A 19,139-nucleotide genomic window follows, 5' to 3' on the forward strand; every position below is an offset into this window, starting at 1 on the left:
TTAGTGTGTTGCACAGGCGATACAGGGATCGTACGCCCGCACCACCATCTCAGCATATTCAACTTTTTCACCTTTAAGTGCTTCTGCAATGGCTAACATATTTATAGCAGTAGGTACAACAATCTTATAATATGTAATCTTTCCGCTTTTATCAACTCTTACCTGGTGAATATTTACGCCTCTTGGTGCTTCAACAATTCCTGTACCCGTTGTTTCTCCGTCGGAAACAGGAAATTCTCTATTCCATAATTCTCTATTAAAAGTGTTTTCTTCAAGTATTGTTTTCATCTTCTTTAAAGCAGATATGATTTCTTCTGCTCTCAGTATGTGGAGTTCTTTTATACCTCCTGATGGTTTAAAACCTTCTTTTTTAACTTTTCTTGCTCTCACGCCTGTTTCAACGGCTTTTCCTTTTACCTTTACGAGGGTGTTTGTTGCTTCTCTTTTAAAAGGGAACTCTGGAAAAACTTCCTGGGGATACAGCTCTTCTATATCTTCTGAATGGAAGTCTTCAGCTATAAAGAAATCAAGGTTATGAGAGCCAAGATTATCAGGCAGGTTTCGTTTCTTCCATATGTGATTTATATAGTCAATAAATCTTTTAGTTTCCTTCTCTGCAAGGGGAATACTTTCATCAGCGAGGTTTATAAGTCTCTCTCTGACAGATTCATCTATTGATGAAGAGATACCGCCCACGACCACATTTGGCGGATGAACGAACTCACCGCCGATTATTTCCATTATCGTTGAGATATTTTTTCTGATACGCTGAACGCCTTTTATAAATTCGAATCGTTCGTCTTTGTCTTCAAACATGTTTCCCGATATGACAATGTGATGGAGCAGATGATTATAGACTCTTACGGCAAGGTTAAGAGCCTCTCTCAACTTTTCTGCAGCTTCTGGAACTTCAATGTTGCAGGCGTCTTCTATTGCTTTAGCCGCCGCTATGCTGTGAACTGCCTGACACATGCCGCATATTCTTGTTGCAGCGACCGTCGCAAAGGGAGCTTCCTTGTCAAGAAGGAGAGTTTCAAAGCCTCTAATAGGAACAAGAGCGTAGTAGTAACCTTCAACGATAATGCCCCTTTCAACCTTTAAAACCAGCTTTGAGCATCCTTCGGTAAGTGGAATTGGCTCTATTTCAATTCTCTTTATCACAGGTTTTCTCCTTAAGCTCTTTAAGTGTTTCTTCTACCTTTTCAAGTGTTGTTCCTGCGTCAACGTAAAGTGTTTTATCCGGTGTGAACGTTGCTCCTTTTTCCTTTACGTATTCCACCAGCTGGTCAGGTGATATGTTTACCTCATCACTAAATTTAAGTATCAACCTTCCAGAAGGGGTAAGGGAAAGTTCCGCTACACCCAACTCTTTTGCCAGCTTTTTGATTTTAAATAGTTTGAACGTATTTACAACGGGATCAGGGATTGGTCCGTAGAGTTCTTTCATCTTATCAAGGAGTTCTGAAGGATTTTCTGTTGATGAAAGTTCTGCATACACCTTTAGTCTTTCTTTTGAATCCTCTATATAGTCTTCAGGGATGAAAGCTTCAACAGGGATGTTTAGCTTAACGTCTTTCTCTTTTTCCCTTTCTTCTACGACCTCTGAGAAAAGTTTTAAGTACAGGTCAAGTCCCACAGAGTTGATGTAGCCGCTCTGCTGAGGTCCTAAAAGGTTCCCAGCGCCTCTTATCTCAAGGTCTTTTAGTGCTAACTGGAATCCACCGCCAAGCTGGGATACCTTTTTAACAGCTTCAAGCCTTTTTACAGCCTCTTTTGTAAGCTTTGCTTTAGGTGAGATGAGGAGATAACAGTAGCCTTTTTCTACGCCTCTTCCGACTCTTCCCTTTAGCTGATATAGTTGAGATAGTCCAAAATTTTCCGCACCGATGACGATTAAAGTGTTTGCTGAAGGTATATCAAGTCCAGACTCGACGATGGAGGTTGCTATCAGAATTTTCGTTTCGCCGTTTACAAAACGGTGCATAATTCTCTCTATCTTGTCTGCCCTCATCTGTCCGTGAATGATTTCTGAAGGAACCTCAGGAAAAAAGGATTCTATTTTCTGTTTAATCTCTTCAAGGGAAGATATGTCGTTGTGGACAATAAACACCTGTCCGTTTCTTTCAAGCTCCCGTTCAATTGCCGTTTTCAGGATTTTATCCGTGTATTTCATCACGGCAACTTTTGTTCCCTTTCTGCCGACGGGAGGTGTTTCGATAACCGATATGTCTCTGAAACCTGATATGGCCGAATAGAGGGTTCTTGGTATCGGAGTTGCGGACAGATAAAGAACGTCAAGGTTTTTCTTTAGGGATGTTAGTTTCTCTTTTGTTTTAACGCCGAACTTGTGTTCTTCATCTATTATCAGAAGTCCTAAATTTTTAAATTCAACGTCAGGAGAGGTTAACCTGTGGGTACCGATGATTATGTCTATTTCACCGTTTTTAAGTTTTTCAAGTATTTCTTTTTGTTCTTTCTTGGTTCTGAATCTTGATAGAAGCTCGATCGTTACAGGGAAGTCTTTAAATCTCTCTTTGAACGTTCTGTAGTGCTGTTCTGCAAGTATCGTTGTTGGTGCAAGGAGCGCAACCTGCTTTCCTGCGGATACCGCTTTCATCGCGGCTCTCATGGCAACTTCCGTCTTTCCGAAACCGACATCACCGCATATGAGCCTGTCCATCGGCTTTTCCGATTCCATGTCCCGATAAACGTCTCTTATAGCTTTAAGCTGGTCTTCTGTCTCTTTAAACGGAAATGCCTTTTCAAACGCCTTTACTATTTCTGGATTTCCAACGATAGGTTCACCTGTTACCGTTTTTCTCTCTTTGTAAAGCTCTGCAAGCTCTTTGGCAAACTTTATAAGAGAGGCTTTTATCCGTCTTTCAAGGTTTTTCCAGGATGTTCCGCCTAACCTGTCAAGTTTTGGCTTTTTTCCTTTGTAACCTGAATACGGATAGATTCTGTCTATCTGTGTAAACGGGGCCAAAAGTTTTTCGCCGCCTGCATACTCTATTTCAACAAAGTCGAACTTTTTGTTTGCTATCCTTCTGCTGGTTATTCCTTTGAATATTCCTATGCCGTAGTCTCTGTGAACAACAAGTTCACCCGGTGAAAGAGTTAGAACGGACTTTTCCTTAAACGGTGAGAAGACCTCTATTTCGCACAGGTGGGAAAACGACTGTTCTTTTATCCTGTATCCGCCTGCGGAAATGCCTTTTTCGAGGGTAATTTTTAGGTTCAACGTTTTTTGGAGTCTCTCAATTTCTTCTTTCAAGCTTTCTGTTGAGTGGATTATTCTTATCGTGTCTTTAGAAACGGATTTAAGGATTTCTTCAGCTTCAACAACGTCAAGGTTGGGGAGCGGTGTTAAACCAAAGTCGGCGTCACTTTTCCCCTTTTCCACTATCGTAATTGAAGGTTCAGGAAGTTCATCCGAAACAAAACCTTCAACTTTTGAATGGGGATATCCTTCCCGCTCGAGGATTTTCGCTTCGTTTTCAAGTTCTCTTATGAAATCTTCCTTTATTGCCTTACACTGAAAAGGTTCAACCGTAACAATACGGTAGCTTTCAATGTACTCCTTTAAAGGCACTAACTTGAAAAAATCCGGCAGGAGCTTTTCCGCACCGCTTAAAGAAGGAAAGAGAAAGTGTTTCTCATAAACTTCTGGATATATATCTTCAAGGCTTTTAAGCCTATCTCTGTCAGGTACCATCTCAAATAGAGGAAAGATTGTAACCCGTTCTTTTTCTTTTCCGTTTACCGTTATCTTCTCAACAGTGTCGCCAAAAAACTCAACGGTTACCTTTTCTTCAGGTGTGTTGATGGTGAGAGTATCACCTTTTAGCAGGAATTCGCCCTCTTCTGCATCTGCTTCAACCCTTGTAAAACCGCCTTTTGTCAGGAATTTTTCAAGTTCTCCCCTTGGGATTTCTTTATCCTTTTCAATGGTTAGAGAGTACTCTATTATCTCTTCCGGTGAAAGGACTTTTTGAAGATAACCTTTAACGCTTGTTACCAGAATTTCAAAGTCTTCTTCAAGCAGCCTGAAAAGGGCAGAGAATCGTTTGTATTGAACAGATGGAGAGGGTGATGCAGGTTCAAAAGGTGAAGAATCCCACGGCGGTAGATAAACCGCGTTAATTCCTTCTCTTAAAAGGTCTGCGTGTAATGCTTCAGATAGAGGTTCTGTCGGTGCTATGAGGATGAATTTTTCTTTAGTCGCTGTGTGAAGTTCTTTTAAAAACAGGGCTTTTGCTCCGCCCGGTAGCCCTGAACAGGTAACCTTGCCCTCTGTTTTCAGCCTTCCTCTTACGACTTTTAGTAGCCTTTTATCAAGCATCGTTTTATCTTTACCTCTGAGAATTTGTGCATGATTATATTTTTGCTTCTTTAAAGGTGCAAGGGGCTTGTAAAGTGGTTGAGAATCTTTTTTTGGTTATAATATTTCTAATTTCTCTTTTTGCAACTGTCAGGATAAGTACTGGAAAGTGTTCTAAGTGCAGCAGGAAGGGATGTCCTTTAAACAGAAGGAGAAAGTAGATGGATAGATTGGAAGAGCTCAGGAAGCAGATTGACAGGATAGATAAGCAGTTGATAGAGCTTTTAAGCAAAAGGGCGCAGCTTGCAAAAGAGGTTGGAGAAGTTAAGAGAGAAAAGGGACTGCCGTTTTACGTTCCTGAAAGGGAAGCAAAGATTCTTATAAAGCTTGAGGAGATGAACAAGCAGTACGGTGTTCTTCCGCCTCAGTCAATAAGGGCTATTTTCAGGGAGATAATATCTGCCTGCCGTGCTCTTGAAGAGCCTACAAAAGTTGCTTTTCTGGGACCTTTTGCAACGTTTACTCACCTTGCGGCTCTTAAACATTTTGGTACCTCTTCAGACTTAAGGCCGATGGCTTCAATAACCGACGTTTTTGAGGAGGTGGAAAAAGGAAGGGCTGATTATGGTGTTGTTCCGGTTGAAAACTCAATAGAGGGCATCGTTAACTACACCGTTGACATGTTTCTTGATACGGAACTTAAGATATGCGGTGAGATTTTTGTCCCCGTTAACCTTCACCTTTTAAGTCAGGAAGCTTCTTTAAAGGACATTAAAAAGGTTTATTCCCACCGTCATGCAATCGCTCAGGCTAAAAAGTGGTTGACTGAAAATCTTCCTCATGCTGAGATTGAAGAAGTTTCAAGCACTGCAAAAGCCGCGGAGCTGGCAAGCAGGGAAAGAGGCGTTGCCGCTGTTGCAAGTGAAGCAGCAGCACTTCTTTACGATTTAAATATCCTTGAAAAGAACATTCAGGAAATTTCCCAGAACTTTACGAGATTCCTTGTCGTCGGTATGAAAGATTCCGAGTCACCTACCGGGAACGATAAAACGTCCATAATGTTCAGCACAAGGCACGTTGCAGGTGCTTTATTCCACGCTTTAAAGCCGTTTGCCCTTTATGATGTTAACCTTAGCAAAATAGAGTCAAGACCTACAAAGAAACGCCCCTGGGAATACGTTTTCTTTGTTGATATGGACGGCCACAGGCTTGAACCCAAGCTCAAAAAGGCTCTTGAAGAGGTAGCCCAGGGCACTTCCTTCATGAAGATTTTAGGTTCATATCCAAAAGGGTTCAAGGAGTAAGTATGTCTCTTCAGAAAAAAGCCACCGTTGTGGCAAGTTCCGTTGCGGCGGTGCTTGTCGTAATAAAACTCTTTGTGGGTGTTGTGAGCGGTTCCGTTTCCGTTCTTGCCTCTGCAATTGATTCGATTCTTGATATTTTTGTTTCTCTTTTCAATTACTTTGCCATACACAACGCCGAAAAGCCACCTAACGAGAGATTTAACTACGGGCTCGGGAAGATAGAAGCACTTGCAGCCGTTATAGAAGGTTTGATTATCACGATGTCCGGTCTTTTCATAATGTATCAGGGTATTACGAAAATAATTCATAACAGGCCGATAACGCATCTTGGGACTTCTCTTCTTGTTATGGTTGTTTCCATTGTTTTAACAGGGGGGCTTGTCGTTTTCCTTGAATACGTTGCTAAGAAAACCGGCAACCTTGTTGTAAAGTCGGACGCCCTTCACTATAAAACAGACCTCCTTTCAAACTCTGCTGTTCTTCTATCCCTTGCCATTGTATATTTCACAAAGTTTTACGCAGTTGACGGATTTTTCGGCATTGCCATAGCCCTTTATATCATTTATTCTGCTTATGAGTTAATAAAAGAAGGTATTTTGATATTGATGGATGTTGCCCTTGAAGATGAAACGGTTGAAAAAATAGTGAAAATTATAGAGTCAACGCCTAAAGTAACCAGCTACCATTTTTTAAAGACGCGAAAGGCGGGCCCTTTTAACTTTGTTGATGTTCACCTTGTCTTTAATCCTGAGATTTCACTGAAAGAGGCTCATGATATATCTGATCAGGTTGAGGAAAGGATAAAACAGATAGATCCCGATAAGAGGTGGGAGGTTACGATACACCTTGACCCGACTGATGATTCCTGCCTTCACGATACAGATGATTGCCTGAAAGGAGAAAAATGAAAGAGATATTTCATCCGCCGGTTCTTTTAAATGAATCCATTGAGTTTTTAAAGGCTAAAGAAGGGGGAGTCTTTGTTGACGCTACACTCGGTGGAGGTGGCCATACCGAGGCGATACTTGAGGCAAACCCTCAGAACAGAGTCATAGCCATAGATAGAGATGAAGAGGCAATAGATAGGGCTATAAAGAAGCTTGAGCGGTTTGGTGATAGGTTTTCCGTTTATCACGCAAACTTTGCGCAAATAGGCGTTGTTCTTGATGAAGAAGGGATAGATTTTGTTGACGGTATCCTTTTTGACCTTGGCGTTTCTCACTTCCAGTTAAGGGGAGACAGGGGCTTCTCCTTCTGGAAGGACGATCCTCTTGATATGAGGATGGACAGAAGCCAGAAGCTAACGGCTGCTGATGTTGTTAATACTCTGCCGGAGAGAGAACTGGCGAACATCATATACCGCTACGGCGAGGAGAGATTTTCAAGGAAGATAGCAAGAGAAATAGTAAAGAGACGAAGAGAAAAGCCGATAAAGACGACCCTTGAACTTGCGAAAATAGTTGAATCTGTTATACCTAAAAAACTCTGGGCTGGAAGAAAGAAGCATCCTGCCACCAAAACCTTTCAGGCGATAAGAATCTACGTTAACAAGGAGCTTGAAAGCATTGAAGAGGCAATTCCCGAAGCAGTTGACAGGTTAAAACCCGGTGGAAGGATTGTTGTTATAACCTTTCACTCTCTTGAAGATAGAATAGTAAAGGAACTTTTAAAAGAGAGAAAAGACCTTAAAATAATTGCCAAGAAACCTGTTCTGCCGACTGAGGAAGAGATAGCAGCAAACCCTGCCGCAAGGAGTGCAAAGCTGAGAGCGGCTGAGAAGAAGGCACCCGCAGAGCTTGGAAATTAAGGCAAGGTGTTTAAGTCGGCTTTTTTTCAAAGATTTCTTTTACTACTGTTTGTATGAAATTTTCGGGAACCTTTCCTATCAGGAACGGAGAAACCGAAAGTTTTTGTAAGGTATTTAATATCCCTTCGCTCTTTACAACTTTCTGCAAGTAAGCTGCCCTTTTTCTTAAGGTTTCTTCCTTTCTTTTTAAGAAATTCCTAAAGATCAGTCTGGTGCTTTCGGTTTTTAATGGATCTTTTAAAACGATGTAAGCATCCAAAAAATCTCTTATTTTTAAGCTTTCTGTTCTGTAAAAGAATTTTTTGACAAGTATTTCTTCCGGTTGCTCTACAAATATTTCCATGTTTGAATCCAATGTTTTTTTGACAGGCAGTTTCCCGCTTAAATTTGGGGCAACTATAAAGTCTATTTCTCTGTTTTCCACTAATATTTTTATAAAAACGGAAGATTCCTTGTAATCGGTAGCTATGCTTTCGGCGTATTCGTTAAGTCTTGGAGATAACATTGTGATGTATTGAGGATTTGTAAGAAATATATCAACATCTTTGCTTTCTCTGTGCCAGTACCGGAACATTAAAGCACTGCCGCCTCCGAAACTCCATTCATTATAAGGAATTCCGGCAGTTTTTAGACAGCTTATTGCCTTGTTTAGTAAATCAAGAATTTCTAATTTCCACTTTAGAATATGTTCCATAATTCCTCTAACTCTTCATTGCGGAACTTTGGCTTTATATATCTCTCGTAATATTTTTTTAACTCTTTCATGTCTATTCCGTGTTTTTCACAAAACGACACAACCATGGAAACAGGAACTTCGGAAAAGAAAACCTCTACCTGTTCGTTTAAAGGATAGCTTTTTGGGAAAATTTGCCCCTTTATAAGTTCCGCAAGCTTTTCCTCTGTTAGTCCTTTTCTGTATGCACGGTTAATTGTAACTATCGAAGGATCCATTTTTCCTCCAGCTATAATAATTTACCATAATTAATTGCAACCTTTCTTATAGCATGTTCAAGTTCTTTTAGCTTTTCGTATTCTTCCACGGTTAGTATTACGAACTTTTTTCCTCTAACGGAGATAAAAACGTTCTCAAACTTCTTTAAAAGTTCAGATATGTAAGAGATACCTCTTCTTTTAAGCTCGTTTGCCGTTACGATCATTGCGTCCCCAAAAGTGCTCTTTATAGAAATATATCAGATACTGTTAAAAGTCTATTTGTTGGCTTTTTTGTATTTTCGTCAAGTTTTGGTTTATGCGACAGATACAGTCCTATTTTAAGGCTATTATTCTATTAAGACTTTGATGAGGGAGGATTGATGATTATAAAAACAAGAACGCCGTACCTTGGGAAAAAGAAAATCTGGATGAGGTTTGTTACATCTACAGGAGATTACGAAAAATTCTACGAGATAAGATTTCACAATATAGAAAAAGGGGCTTTTCTATACGAGATTGATGATGATTTTCCGAAAGATCTGATAGAACTTATCTTCGGTTATGGGGCAACTATCTGGCATCGTTGAATGTATAATTTAAAAAGTTTTAACGGGGAGGAGAAATTATGAAAACATTAAAAAGTGATGAGATATACTCTTGCGTGGAATCAATGGTTAAGGAGGCTGAAAGAAGTGTAAAAATTTCCTCTGCCTGGTTAAAAGGGAGCATCGTTGATAAGCTGCTTTCAAATCTTCCTGACAGTGTGGAACTTGAAGTTATCCTTAGAGCTTCTGAGCTTCAGGATCTTCTCATAACTGACGATTACGTCTTTAGGAAGATAGAAGAAAAGGGAGGGCAGGTTTTTTTAAGCAACAGGCTTCATGCAAAATTTATCCTTGTTGACGAGAAAAGGGCGGTTGTAGGTTCCGCAAACTTTACAGGTGCCGGGTTTTCAGGCTACGATTCAGGTAATATAGAAGCTGCCGTTTACTATGATATTGATGACGATGAAGAAGAAGTAAAAGAGCTTTTTTCATACTTTGAACAGATAAAAAGTGATTCTGCAAAGTTTGACGAGAACCTTTTAGGTTTTGCGATAAATCCTGTTAAATCCCGCTCTTTTGAGTTTATTCTCATTGAACCTGATGTAAAAGAACAATCTTATGTTGAAGTTAAGCATGGTGAAGGTACAATCCTTGCCAAGATTGTAACAATCTACTCCTATGATATGGGATTTTTTGCCAATCCTTTCTCTGCCGGTGAATCACCGGTTTTTGGTTCTGTTGATACGTTTAAGACCCTGTTTACAGGGAGGAAAGGGAAAGAGTGGAAGAAGGCTGCCGTGTGGTCTTACCTTAACGAGAACAGCGACAGGGTAAAAGTTGCCGTTGCAGAGGTTTTAGGAATTGTAAAGAACGGAAAACTTGAGACGAACATGGAACCTTTTGACGTGGGGGAACCTGTTTACCTTGCATCTTCAGATACTCTGAGAAACCTTGTAAAAAGGACTTTTTCAGGTAAAAGTATGACCTATCCCGTTAAAGTGGGAACGTTTGAAGACGGTGAGCAGGAAGTTTTTATTGACGGCAAAGAGGTAATAACGAAACACATGCTTATTTTAGGTACAACAGGTTCGGGAAAGAGCCACTTCACAAAAATTTTCCTCTCACGGTTTTTAAAAGATTATCCCGTTCAAACCTTTATTTTTGATCCTCACGGCGAGTATTACGATGAACTTTCAGACTCCATTTCTCAGGAAGACATTATGCATGTTGTTTTTGAAGAAACCCTCTTTCCCATCCACCCTGATGAGGTGGAATGGCTTGTGAAAGAGGCAGGGTTTTCCTATCTTGTAAGCGGTAATTCCGGACTTGCAAGAGACAATAAAGCTTACCTTTCAAATCTTATAAAGCCATCACTTAAAAGAACTGTGTTTAAAGATGAAAATCTTTTGGACATTCTTTCAAAAGTAAAAGATGAAGTAGAGGAAGAAATAGAAACCTCAAACGGAAAACCGAAAAAGGTTAAAAAGCGTGTTTCTGCAGGTGTTGAGAAAGAGGCAGCAGAGATTTTTGGAGAAAAAATTTTAACCACTCAGGTAGAAACTTACAATCAGCTTATTTCGGCCGTTGAAAGCTCTAAAAAGGTAGTTATTTTCAACTTTTCCCGCGTAACCGATCCCGTTACGAGGGTAAACATTGCAGGCCTTGCCATGCAGGAGCTCTTCAATCAGAACAAGGAACATAAGAAAGAAAGACTTATAGTCCTTGAAGAGGCTCACAATTTTGCACCTGAAGGAAGCTACGGCGATGTTTCAGCAGGAAAAGACAACCTTGCCCTAACCATGGCGAGAAAAATAGCATCAGAAGGAAGAAAATTTAATCTTGGACTTGTTGTAATCACTCAGAGGCCTGCGCAGGTCAGCAAGTACGTTCTATCACAGGCAAATACTCAGGCAATGTTCAGAACGATGAACGTTTCAGACCTTGCCGCCGTTGAAACCTACGTAGAATTTGCCGGAAGAGATTTGATAGACCTTCTGCCCTCCCTTCAAACCGGAATGGGAATCCTGAGCGGTTTGGGTGTACCCTTTCCGGTAGTGGTGGAGGTGGACGGTTGATGATGGAGCTGGTGGCTACTTGGCAGCGCGTGGAAATTACTCAGGTACAATTAAGTTAGGCAAAAGGTACTTAGGGAAACAAAAACTCTTTCCATCCTTTGTAATAATTTTTCCATGATTCAAGAGCTTAATAGGACATTGGGTGTCCCATAAAACAGATAGACTTCTCTCAAACCTTCAAGGGGTTAAGCTGTGAAGGAAATTACAAGATCTACGTTTGAAGATTTTGGCAACACCGATAAGGTTCTTGAAATTCTTGAATTAGTTTCAAAAGAGCTTGCTGGCAATTATGTAGTTATAGGGGGATTGGCAGTTCGGACTTACGCTGGAAAAGTTAGAAAGTTGACTCCAGATCTTGATTTTCTCGTAAAGCCTGAGGTTGAAGAAAAGGTTTTCTCTCTGTTCAGGCTAAGCAGAAACACACTCTGCGGCTCTGTATGGCTTGTCGGAAATGTAGATGGTGTTGAGGTTGACTTTCAGGTTGCAACAAAAAAGTTTGAAAATGGAATCATTGAAAGTGCAGAGACTTTTTGCGTTGATGACTTTTTTATAAAAGTGGCTAAACCTGAGCATCTGATTTTAATGAAACTCGGCGTTTTGAGGGAGAAGGATGAAATGGATATAGCTTTACTTTTGAAACGGAAAGAATTGGACCTCGGAAAGCTGCTTGGACTTGTAAAGACTCATTTGCCGTCTGAAATTGATACGCTAAAGCAGTTTGTTTTGATGAGTAAGTTGGTAAAGGAGTAAAAGATGGTGGAATGTGTCGTTGAGTTCTCTAAATGTCTTGAAGAAGTTTCAGCTTCTCAGTACGATAGAGTTATAAGTTTTATTGAAAGCCACTCATTCGTTATGTTTACAGCACATAGAGAAAAGAGCCATATGGAAGGATGTAAACAAAATCTCAAATCTTTAATAAGAAATGTTTATAAGAAAGCAAATATACGAGCTATTCTATTGTATGGAACTGGTTTAAAAGGTGTGAGAGAAAATAAAATAATTCCTTTTAGTGAATGGACTACTCTATTTATCTTTAACAGAGAAAAGTTCCGGACAAAAGCTGGAACTATTTTTGCCTATAAACTAAACAATTATAAAGAATTTTTGGAAGTTGTTAAAGAGGAGATAGTGAAATATGGCCAAAAATATCTCTTATATAAGGAAAGTCCTGAGAGAGTAAATCTCTACAATTTAGAAACTAACAGTGTGGAAATTACTTATTCAAAATTTAAAGAAGCTATAGCTGGATTCTACTGCAAAACAATAGATTCTTTCAACTTGGATAACTTCAAAATTTATATGAAGGGGCAAGAAGCTTACAATCACGGGATTTTTAGTATGATGGTATGTGCACCGTATTATCCGAAATTAGATTTTTCGGGGGAAAATGAATAATTTATTAAATGGAAGCCAAAAAGAATGGTCGGTTTTACTCCAATCATTTTAACCTCTCCAATCAATTTTTGTTTCTTGCGATATGTTTAGGGAAATACAGGCTTCTTTTATGTCTTTTATCTGTAGAACTTCGTTTCTGCATGTTTCCTGCAGGTATTTAAAATTGTTTAGAAATAGAGAATGTCTGAGAGAATTTGAAATATTTTGTTTTACCCTTTTCTGTGATTTAGAATAAATATAGGGGATAAATTTAAAATCGCTGGATGAAAATAGTTCTATTTCGTATCTTTCGTTTTTTGGAATAAACCAGACGTTTAAATTGAAAGTGTATTTATCAAGATTTCCAAAGTAGGCATTAATGAGTTCATCCCGCAGGGTGTAAGCTTTTGTTTCAAGGTCTATCAGCCATTGTTTTATGTTGTTGCATTCAGGCTTTTCAAATAGCTGGTAGCAGGATGTTATTTTTATCATTGCCGTGCTGATGTTTTCAATCTCTGAAATTGATAGATTAGTTGTTATCCACATTTCAATTTCTTCCAAGATTTTTATACTATTCTCTCTGCTTATGTAATCTTTGAGGGATACTGAAAATGAAAGAGCTTCTTCTTTACTTTCAAACAGAATCAAATCGCATTCAATTTCAAAATCATGAATTTTTCTCAAGGAATAGAAATTCGATAATTTTGCATACTCTTTTAATCCTCTCGGCAGGACGTTTTTCCCTAATTTTACGGTTAACTGCCTTATTCTATTCATTTTTGCCTCTTAGAATCCTATTTCTTTAGAGTAGGCTTTTATTCTTTTGGAAATGGTTTTGTCTATCAGGTAATCTTTTTTAATGATTCTTTTTCTATCTATATAATCTAAAATCTCTGATACTTTTAATTCTTCTACGGTTTCAAAAAGTTCAAGTCCGGGAGAAAGTTCCGGGTATTTTTTGCAGAGGGATTCAAAATATTCCTTCGGAATGGGTTTAAGCTCTAAAATGTCAAACAGTCTGCTTGGTCGAAGCAGTGCAGGGTCTATTTCTTTAAGTCTTTTGTTGGTGCTTATTATTATTTTGGCTTTTTTAGGTAAGAATCCGTCTGTTACTGAAAGGATCGTTGAGACTATATCAGATACGATTTCGTCACGTCTAAAGTCATCAAGTATTACAAGGTCGTTTTCTATATATGTATTTACTTCGTCAGCATTGGACTTAAAAGCATTTTTCCCTTTTAGCATTAATATTTTTACTTTCTTATTTAAAATGTGCTGGCTCCTTCCGATGATGTATTGGATTAATTTGCTTTTCCCCGTTCCCGGCTCTCCAAAAAGTATTAAGATTCCCTGAGGTGCTCTGAGGAAGGCGTTTGCCAATTCTTCAACGTCAATGCCGTAAAATAGCTCCCTTATTAACGGATTTAAAAATTCCTCAGCTTCAAGATAGTAGTTTATTGATCTCCGCCAGCTGGCATCAATCCTTATATAAATATGGCTTTTGTCTAAACTTTCTGCTTTTAATATTTCGCATACTCTTGAAATTACCGGCCTGTCATCTTCGGTAGGCGCGTAAGAGAAATTAACTTCTATGAATTTATCATCATACAGGGAATTGTCCCAGTCTATCTTCAGAATACCAACGGGTTTGTCACCTTTGAAGATAAAAATGCTGTTAATTACAAAAGCATTTTTAAAAATGGTTTCTTCAGTATAGACCCTGTACTCAGGGTACTGCTGTTCTATTAAGAATATTATGGATTTTAATACATCTAAAACGTTTTCCCTTATCAGAAAGTTCTTACGCGGGAAAAACTCCTTTAAATAAACCTGAGATATGATTCCTTTATTTTCCATTTCCACCTTTCTCTCCTTATTTGATTTATTTCTTTTGAAAAGATATGGAAACTATTGGACATTAAATGACTAATTGCGAAGGGATTTTATGGTTGCTGGAACGATGGATTTAACGGTGTATTAATGCCGGGGTGAGTCACAAGTGGTCAATATTGCTGATGAGCTTCTGCCTCTGTTTTATGAGCGTGTCAAATGTTTTCAGGAATGATTGAAAGCGTTTTCTGTTTTCTTTTAGCGAGTAGATTAGTTCAGGGTAGTGTTTTGTAAGCTCTTTTTCTTTAGCTTTTTTGATTATGCTTTTGTCGGGTGGGAGGATTTCTATTATTTCCTCAACTAAGAATCTGCTTGCAAAGCGGTATCCTGTGAATCCAACGAGGAATACTTCAAAATGTCTCTCTTCTTCCTTTTTTAGGTAGAATTGGGTCGGGAATAAGAGGGGATTTTTGAAAAAGCTCAGGGATTCTTTAAATGCAACTCTTGCACCGAAAAGGAAAGGCTTTTCTTCTTCAAACAGAAATGTTGTTTTTCGGAATTTGCGGGATAAGAATTTGTCTGGTTTTTCCGAATGTTTGTCTATGATTTTTAGCCCTGAAATGTGAAAAGTTCTGAAAGTTTTGTTTTCAATGAGTGCACACAGGTACATTATGCCGTTATAGACAAAAACTTTTAACGGCTGAATTTTGAAAAACTCGGAACCCTTGTAACTTACAATTAATGACATGCCTTCTATGATTGCTTCGTAGATTAATTTCAGGTCTTTTTGATTTACATCTACGAATTTTTCAAGGAATTGAGGTTCATACACGAAAGAGAACTCTATGCGTTCCAGCTTTTCCTTGTTGAATTCCTTTTGCAGGCGCTTTATCAGGTTAACAAACGGTTTAAATATTTCAATGTTTCTGTAGTTCTCAGGTATGAAACTGCTAAAAGTAAGCAGGGATACCAGCTCTTCTTCTGTTATGGATGTTAAAACGGGAAATGCTTTCTGGTTTGCACGCCACTCTTGAGCTTTTCTTCCCTTTATTTCCGGGTATTTTGATTCTGCGTATCCTATGCTTTCAAGGAACTGCAGCGCCCTGTTGAGTTTCCTTCTCTCTTTCCCTGCCGGGTTTTTGTCAGATAAAATCCCGTTTGCGAATAGTCGTTCATGAATTTCTCTTGTCGTTATGAAGCTGCCACTTTGAAGGAGTATTTTTAGTATTTCTATTAATAGTTCTGCTTTTGTGTGTTCTTCGGCTGCCGTGGTGTATCCTCAATATCTATTTATTGAGATTATAACTGATGTTCTGTTTGCCTTATCAGAAATTTAACCTAAATTCCCCTTTGCAAGTCTTATTCGAGGGTCGTTTATGGAAAGGACGAAAGGAGAGAAAATTCTTGAGATAGTAGCATCCGTGTTTGGTGTTTCAGGGCTTTTTATTACAGCTCTTGGTTATCCTAACATAGGCTTTATGGTTGCACTTTGTGCGTCAACGCTTTACGCAATTTATGCCTATAAAACGAAACAGTATGGAATATTAACAAGTTCACTTATTTATGCGATTGTTGAAGTGATAGGAATTGTTCACTGGACGCTTAACAATGGAAAGTAGAACAGTTTTTAAGCTTTTTGCCGTTTCTCAGCCGGGAATAGAAGAGATTACACTTTCAGAGCTTGAAGATTTAGGCATAGAAGGAAAAGTTGTTCCTGGCGGTGCTTTGTTTAAAGGTGGTTTGAGGGAGCTTTACCTTTCCAACCTCTGGCTGAGAACGGCTAACAGGATTCTTGTCAGGGTTGCTTCATTTAAGGTTACAACTTTTTCAGAACTTGTTAAGAAGGTTTCAAGGTATCCATGGGATATCTATTTTCCTTTTCCCCAGAAAGTCAAAGTCAGGGTAACGTGTAAAAAGTCAAAGCTTTACCATTCTAAAGCAGTTGCTGAGAGAGTTTTAAAAGGTATCCATCATAGGTTGAAACATCAGCTTGAAGAGGCAAAGTTTGAGGATGAAGGGACATCTATTGTTGTGAGAATTGAGAACGATTTTTGCACAGTAAGTGTTAACAGTTCTGGTGCATCTTTACATAAAAGAGGATACAGGGTTGTTGAAACGGAAGCACCGATTAGAGAAACGCTTGCTTCTGCTATGATTCTTGCTTCAGGCTGGGATAGAAAAACACCTTTAATAGATCCTTTTTGCGGTTCAGGAACAATTCCGATAGAGGCTGCTTTGATAGGTGCAAACATACCGCCCGGTTTTAAGAGGGATTTTGCTTTTATGAAATGGAAAAACTTCGATGAAGTTTTGTGGAATCAGCTTTTAGCAGAGGCTAAAGATGGAATTACAGAATTTCCACAGGTTTTCGGTTTTGACATTTCTAAAGAGGCTGTGGATGCTGCAGTAAAGAATGCCGGGGCAGCCGGTGTAAAAATCTCTTTTAAAGTTGCTTCCTTTCCCGAAGATGGTTTACCACCTCTTGCATACATTGTTACCAATCCTCCTTACGGAAAAAGAATAAAAGTAAATCCAGAGGAAATTTATAGAGATTTCGGTAGATGGCTTAAAAAGGTGTTTTCCGGATTTAAGGTTGCGTTTCTTTCCCCTTCTAACAGGCTTGCCTCTGTTACCGGAATAAAATGTAAAAGAGTTACCACCTTTTCTAACGGCGGAATAAGGGTTAACTTATACTGTAGCCGCTAAGAAATTTTTGTGAGGTTGCAGTGAAAAATTATGAATCCTTTTCACCTCAAGAACTTCTTGAAGAATTCATCCTTTCATCTTCCCGTCCTGTCATTACTTCTTCGTTTAGTGTTAATAGTGTGGTTATTCTTGACATGGCTTTAAAAATTAAACCTGATATAGAAGTAGTTCTTATTGATACAGGTCTTCTGTTTAAAGAGACTTACGAGTTTGCAGAATATCTAAAGAACAAGTGGAACATTAATCTTATCTTTGTTGAGCCTGCGCTTTCTCTTGAAGAACAGGGTAAGAAATACGGAAAAGAGCTCTGGAATCGTGATCCTGATCTTTGCTGCAGGTTAAGGAAAGTTGCCCCACTTGATAAATTCCTTGAGGATGGAGTTGATCTCTGGATTACAGGAATGAGAAGGGATCAATCACCAACCAGAAAGAATCTGAAAAAAGTGGAAATACACAGACTACCCTCGGGAAGGCGAATAACAAAGCTGGCGCCTGTTGCCGATTGGGACAGGAAAAAGGTCTGGAATTATGTTTTTAAGAATAAACTTCCGTATAATCCATTGTATGACAAAGGTTACACATCTTTCGGATGTGTTCCGTGCACTTCTCTTCCTATTTCCGATGATGAACGTTCTGGAAGGTGGCCGGGGAAAGGGAAGTTAGAGTGTGGCATTCATACATTTACCGAAAAAGAAGAAATGTAGTAAAATGTTGAGGAGGGTTGTGCTTTAACGTTGGAGGAGGAAAGGATGCAGGAAGATTTGAGAAAAGCTGAAAGGCTCGCAAGAACGGTTGTGGCTGATTTTTTTCTTTACAATCAGGATAAGATAGATAAAGCTTTAAGGGAAGATACCCTTTTTGAGCTTTTAGGTGGTGAGCTGGAAGATTCAGAAAAGTTTTATAACTCTAACGTAAACGCTGCGGTAAGAAAGTCTTCTAACTACTTCTGGGATACGCTGTTTAATAGACTTATGAAGAGAGAAGCTCAACTGTTCGATATTTCCTGAAAGCTATGTTTGAATTTTTAGCGGAAGTGGTGAATTTTTTCTTGACAATGTAGAAACAGTACATATAATTACACCTGACAGTGTGGCGGTCGTAGAGGGTAGGTGCGTGAGCTTAAATGTCCTAAAAGGACAGCCTGCTGAGACCGGAGGAGAGCTGTTTCTTTCTATCTCAATTAGCCCCTCCCTCTACAATCCCGCCTTTTAAAACCTTAAGGAGGTAGCTCCTTTGAAAACGAGAAAGGATAAAGCGGTTATCATTGAAGAATTAAAAGAAAAGTTTGAAAAGGCACCGCTTATTGTTCTCACGGACTTTCAGGGCATGACGGTTGCAGAAAGTAACGCCCTTAGAAGAGTTCTTAGAGAAGCCGGTGCTGAGTACAGGGTTGTTAAAAACACCCTGATGAGAAAGGCTTATCCGGGGACACCGGTTGAGCAGATTGCTGACAAGTTTGTCGGTCCTACTGGTATTGCTTTTGCCTTTGATGACATTGTAGCTGCTGCAAAGGCCCTCAAAAAATTCATCGAGGAAGATGAGAAGCTGAAGTTTAAAGCAGCCGTTATCGAAGGTAAAGTTGCTGATTACGAACAGCTTAAGGCTCTTGCTTCTGTTCCTTCAAGGGAAGAACTCCTTGGACAGCTTGCTTTTGCATTGAAGTATCCGGTAAATGCAATAGCCTGGTCTCTGGAAAATCTCTTCCAGAAACTTGTTTTTGTGCTTGAAAACGTAAAAAGCGAGAAAGAAACAGCTTAATTTATAGGGAGGTAAAGAATGGCTGAAATCACAAAAGAGCAAATAGTAGAAGCAATTGAAAACATGACAGTACTTGAGCTTGTAGAGCTCATCAACCTCATCAAGGAAAAGTTTGGCGTATCTGATATGCCTGTTGTTGTTGCTGGTCCTGTTGCTGCAGGTGGTGCAGGTGAAGCTGCTGCAGCTGAGAAAACAGAATTTGACGTTATTCTCAAAAGCCCGGGTGCTAAAAAGATTCAGGTTATCAAGGTTGTTAGAGAAATTACAGGTCTCGGACTTAAAGAAGCAAAGGCTCTTGTTGACGGTGCTCCAAGCCCGGTAAAAGAAGGCGTATCTAAGGAAGAGGCTGAAGAGATTGCTAAGAAGCTTGAAGAAGCTGGAGCAGAAGTAGAAGTTAAGTAACATATTGAAAATTTAGAGACCGGGTAATAAATTACCTTTTTCGGCGGGTGGTTGTCAGATTGACAACCACCCTTATCCTATTTT

Annotated in this window: 21 protein-coding genes; 13 read left to right on the forward strand and 8 right to left on the reverse strand. The window is 39.2% G+C overall.

Going from position 1 to position 19,139, the window contains the following annotated elements; genetic code table 11:
- Positions 1-1,161, reverse strand: a complete 1,161-nt coding sequence (locus H153_RS0100445) for a nickel-dependent hydrogenase large subunit (protein ID WP_022846160.1) — start codon at positions 1,159-1,161, stop codon at positions 1-3.
- Complete coding sequence (gene mfd / locus H153_RS0100450; RefSeq protein WP_022846161.1) at positions 1,145-4,342, reverse strand: transcription-repair coupling factor; 3,198 nt, start codon at positions 4,340-4,342, stop codon at positions 1,145-1,147. The genes H153_RS0100445 and mfd overlap by 17 nt, the downstream gene beginning before the upstream one ends.
- A 200-nt stretch (positions 4,343-4,542) precedes the next feature.
- Between mfd and pheA the strand changes: the two genes are divergently transcribed.
- Genes pheA through rsmH form a run of 3 tightly spaced genes read left to right on the forward strand, consistent with a single transcriptional unit; the run spans position 4,543 to position 7,432 of the window.
- Complete coding sequence (pheA, locus tag H153_RS0100460; RefSeq protein WP_022846163.1) at positions 4,543-5,625, forward strand: prephenate dehydratase; 1,083 nt, start codon at positions 4,543-4,545, stop codon at positions 5,623-5,625.
- Between the two features lie 2 nt (positions 5,626-5,627).
- Positions 5,628-6,533 (forward strand): cation diffusion facilitator family transporter, encoded by a 906-nt coding sequence (locus H153_RS0100465; RefSeq protein WP_022846164.1) that lies wholly within the window; start codon positions 5,628-5,630, stop codon positions 6,531-6,533.
- Complete coding sequence (gene rsmH, locus H153_RS0100470; protein ID WP_022846165.1) at positions 6,530-7,432, forward strand: 16S rRNA (cytosine(1402)-N(4))-methyltransferase RsmH; 903 nt, start codon at positions 6,530-6,532, stop codon at positions 7,430-7,432. Before H153_RS0100465 ends, rsmH begins: the two co-directional genes overlap by 4 nt.
- A 10-nt stretch (positions 7,433-7,442) precedes the next feature.
- On the opposite strand, the gene H153_RS08820 is transcribed toward rsmH, so the two are convergent.
- The 3 genes from H153_RS08820 to H153_RS08825 are packed head-to-tail and all read right to left on the reverse strand — an operon-like array spanning position 7,443 to position 8,589.
- On the reverse strand, positions 7,443-8,126 hold the full coding sequence (locus tag H153_RS08820; protein WP_022846166.1) for a nucleotidyl transferase AbiEii/AbiGii toxin family protein: 684 nt from the start codon (positions 8,124-8,126) through the stop codon (positions 7,443-7,445).
- Positions 8,111-8,383, reverse strand: a complete 273-nt coding sequence (locus H153_RS0100480) for a hypothetical protein (protein ID WP_022846167.1) — start codon at positions 8,381-8,383, stop codon at positions 8,111-8,113. The genes H153_RS08820 and H153_RS0100480 overlap by 16 nt, the downstream gene beginning before the upstream one ends.
- Before the next feature lie 11 nt (positions 8,384-8,394).
- Positions 8,395-8,589, reverse strand: coding sequence for a type II toxin-antitoxin system prevent-host-death family antitoxin (locus tag H153_RS08825; RefSeq protein WP_022846168.1), 195 nt, complete (start codon positions 8,587-8,589; stop codon positions 8,395-8,397).
- 156 nt (positions 8,590-8,745) lie between these two features.
- Between H153_RS08825 and H153_RS0100490 the strand changes: the two genes are divergently transcribed.
- From H153_RS0100490 to H153_RS0100505, 4 genes are all read left to right on the forward strand, one after another.
- Positions 8,746-8,952 carry a hypothetical protein gene (locus tag H153_RS0100490; protein ID WP_022846169.1) on the forward strand — a complete coding sequence of 69 codons (207 nt, stop codon included), beginning with the start codon at positions 8,746-8,748 and terminating at the stop codon, positions 8,950-8,952.
- 38 nt (positions 8,953-8,990) lie between these two features.
- Positions 8,991-10,985, forward strand: a complete 1,995-nt coding sequence (locus H153_RS10040; protein ID WP_022846170.1) for a DUF87 domain-containing protein — start codon at positions 8,991-8,993, stop codon at positions 10,983-10,985.
- 192 nt (positions 10,986-11,177) lie between these two features.
- The gene (locus H153_RS0100500; protein WP_022846171.1) at positions 11,178-11,735 is read left to right on the forward strand and encodes a nucleotidyltransferase; all 558 of its coding nucleotides are present in this window, start codon (positions 11,178-11,180) and stop codon (positions 11,733-11,735) included.
- Between the two features lie 3 nt (positions 11,736-11,738).
- Positions 11,739-12,380, forward strand: coding sequence for a hypothetical protein (locus H153_RS0100505; RefSeq protein WP_022846172.1), 642 nt, complete (start codon positions 11,739-11,741; stop codon positions 12,378-12,380).
- Positions 12,381-12,428: 48 nt separating this feature from the next.
- Here H153_RS0100505 and H153_RS0100510 read toward each other — a convergent pair whose 3' ends face one another.
- The 3 genes from H153_RS0100510 to H153_RS0100520 form a co-directional block, all read right to left on the reverse strand.
- Positions 12,429-13,136, reverse strand: a complete 708-nt coding sequence (locus tag H153_RS0100510; RefSeq protein ID WP_022846173.1) for a hypothetical protein — start codon at positions 13,134-13,136, stop codon at positions 12,429-12,431.
- Positions 13,137-13,145: 9 nt separating this feature from the next.
- Positions 13,146-14,216: an AAA family ATPase gene (locus tag H153_RS0100515; RefSeq protein ID WP_231378259.1), complete on the reverse strand. Its 1,071-nt coding sequence runs from the start codon at positions 14,214-14,216 to the stop codon at positions 13,146-13,148.
- A 136-nt stretch (positions 14,217-14,352) separates the two neighbouring features.
- A complete protein-coding gene (locus tag H153_RS0100520; RefSeq protein ID WP_022846175.1) occupies positions 14,353-15,021 on the reverse strand; it encodes a WYL domain-containing protein in 669 nt (222 codons plus the stop codon).
- Positions 15,022-15,565: 544 nt separating this feature from the next.
- Here H153_RS0100520 and H153_RS0100525 point away from each other — a divergent pair.
- The 6 genes from H153_RS0100525 to rplL all read left to right on the forward strand — a co-directional run bounded on the left by H153_RS0100525 (position 15,566) and on the right by rplL (position 19,055).
- Entirely contained in the window at positions 15,566-15,808 is a 243-nt protein-coding gene (locus tag H153_RS0100525; protein ID WP_022846176.1) for a nicotinamide mononucleotide transporter, read from the forward strand.
- Positions 15,798-16,895, forward strand: coding sequence for a class I SAM-dependent RNA methyltransferase (locus H153_RS0100530; protein ID WP_022846177.1), 1,098 nt, complete (start codon positions 15,798-15,800; stop codon positions 16,893-16,895). The genes H153_RS0100525 and H153_RS0100530 overlap by 11 nt, the downstream gene beginning before the upstream one ends.
- Positions 16,896-16,915: 20 nt before the next feature.
- On the forward strand, positions 16,916-17,599 hold the full coding sequence (locus H153_RS0100535) for a phosphoadenylyl-sulfate reductase (protein WP_022846178.1): 684 nt from the start codon (positions 16,916-16,918) through the stop codon (positions 17,597-17,599).
- 45 nt (positions 17,600-17,644) lie between these two features.
- Positions 17,645-17,902, forward strand: a complete 258-nt coding sequence (locus H153_RS0100540) for a hypothetical protein (protein ID WP_022846179.1) — start codon at positions 17,645-17,647, stop codon at positions 17,900-17,902.
- Positions 17,903-18,128: 226 nt separating this feature from the next.
- Positions 18,129-18,653 (forward strand): 50S ribosomal protein L10, encoded by a 525-nt coding sequence (gene rplJ / locus H153_RS0100545; RefSeq protein ID WP_022846180.1) that lies wholly within the window; start codon positions 18,129-18,131, stop codon positions 18,651-18,653.
- Positions 18,654-18,671: 18 nt separating this feature from the next.
- A complete protein-coding gene (rplL, locus tag H153_RS0100550) occupies positions 18,672-19,055 on the forward strand; it encodes a 50S ribosomal protein L7/L12 (protein ID WP_022846181.1) in 384 nt (127 codons plus the stop codon).
- Positions 19,056-19,139 lie beyond the last annotated feature (84 nt).

Source organism: Desulfurobacterium sp. TC5-1, from assembly GCF_000421485.1.
Taxonomy (GTDB): Bacteria; Aquificota; Aquificia; order Desulfurobacteriales; family Desulfurobacteriaceae; genus Desulfurobacterium_A.

What these genes read in the sequence shown, in the direction of transcription:
- H153_RS0100510 (WP_022846173.1), bottom strand. Translation starts at nt 13,136, where the DNA reads ATGAATAGAATAAGGCAGTTAACCGTAAAATTAGGGAAAAACGTCCTG.
- H153_RS08825 (WP_022846168.1), bottom strand. Translation starts at nt 8,589, where the DNA reads ATGATCGTAACGGCAAACGAGCTTAAAAGAAGAGGTATCTCTTACATA.
- H153_RS0100480 (WP_022846167.1), bottom strand. Translation starts at nt 8,383, where the DNA reads ATGGATCCTTCGATAGTTACAATTAACCGTGCATACAGAAAAGGACTA.
- mfd (WP_022846161.1), bottom strand. Translation starts at nt 4,342, where the DNA reads ATGCTTGATAAAAGGCTACTAAAAGTCGTAAGAGGAAGGCTGAAAACA.
- H153_RS0100525 (WP_022846176.1), top strand. Translation starts at nt 15,566, where the DNA reads ATGGAAAGGACGAAAGGAGAGAAAATTCTTGAGATAGTAGCATCCGTG.
- H153_RS0100515 (WP_231378259.1), bottom strand. Translation starts at nt 14,216, where the DNA reads ATGGAAAATAAAGGAATCATATCTCAGGTTTATTTAAAGGAGTTTTTC.
- H153_RS0100530 (WP_022846177.1), top strand. Translation starts at nt 15,798, where the DNA reads ATGGAAAGTAGAACAGTTTTTAAGCTTTTTGCCGTTTCTCAGCCGGGA.
- H153_RS0100540 (WP_022846179.1), top strand. Translation starts at nt 17,645, where the DNA reads ATGCAGGAAGATTTGAGAAAAGCTGAAAGGCTCGCAAGAACGGTTGTG.
- H153_RS0100505 (WP_022846172.1), top strand. Translation starts at nt 11,739, where the DNA reads ATGGTGGAATGTGTCGTTGAGTTCTCTAAATGTCTTGAAGAAGTTTCA.
- rplL (WP_022846181.1), top strand. Translation starts at nt 18,672, where the DNA reads ATGGCTGAAATCACAAAAGAGCAAATAGTAGAAGCAATTGAAAACATG.
- H153_RS0100465 (WP_022846164.1), top strand. Translation starts at nt 5,628, where the DNA reads ATGTCTCTTCAGAAAAAAGCCACCGTTGTGGCAAGTTCCGTTGCGGCG.
- rsmH (WP_022846165.1), top strand. Translation starts at nt 6,530, where the DNA reads ATGAAAGAGATATTTCATCCGCCGGTTCTTTTAAATGAATCCATTGAG.
- H153_RS08820 (WP_022846166.1), bottom strand. Translation starts at nt 8,126, where the DNA reads ATGGAACATATTCTAAAGTGGAAATTAGAAATTCTTGATTTACTAAAC.
- pheA (WP_022846163.1), top strand. Translation starts at nt 4,543, where the DNA reads ATGGATAGATTGGAAGAGCTCAGGAAGCAGATTGACAGGATAGATAAG.
- H153_RS0100490 (WP_022846169.1), top strand. Translation starts at nt 8,746, where the DNA reads ATGATTATAAAAACAAGAACGCCGTACCTTGGGAAAAAGAAAATCTGG.
- H153_RS10040 (WP_022846170.1), top strand. Translation starts at nt 8,991, where the DNA reads ATGAAAACATTAAAAAGTGATGAGATATACTCTTGCGTGGAATCAATG.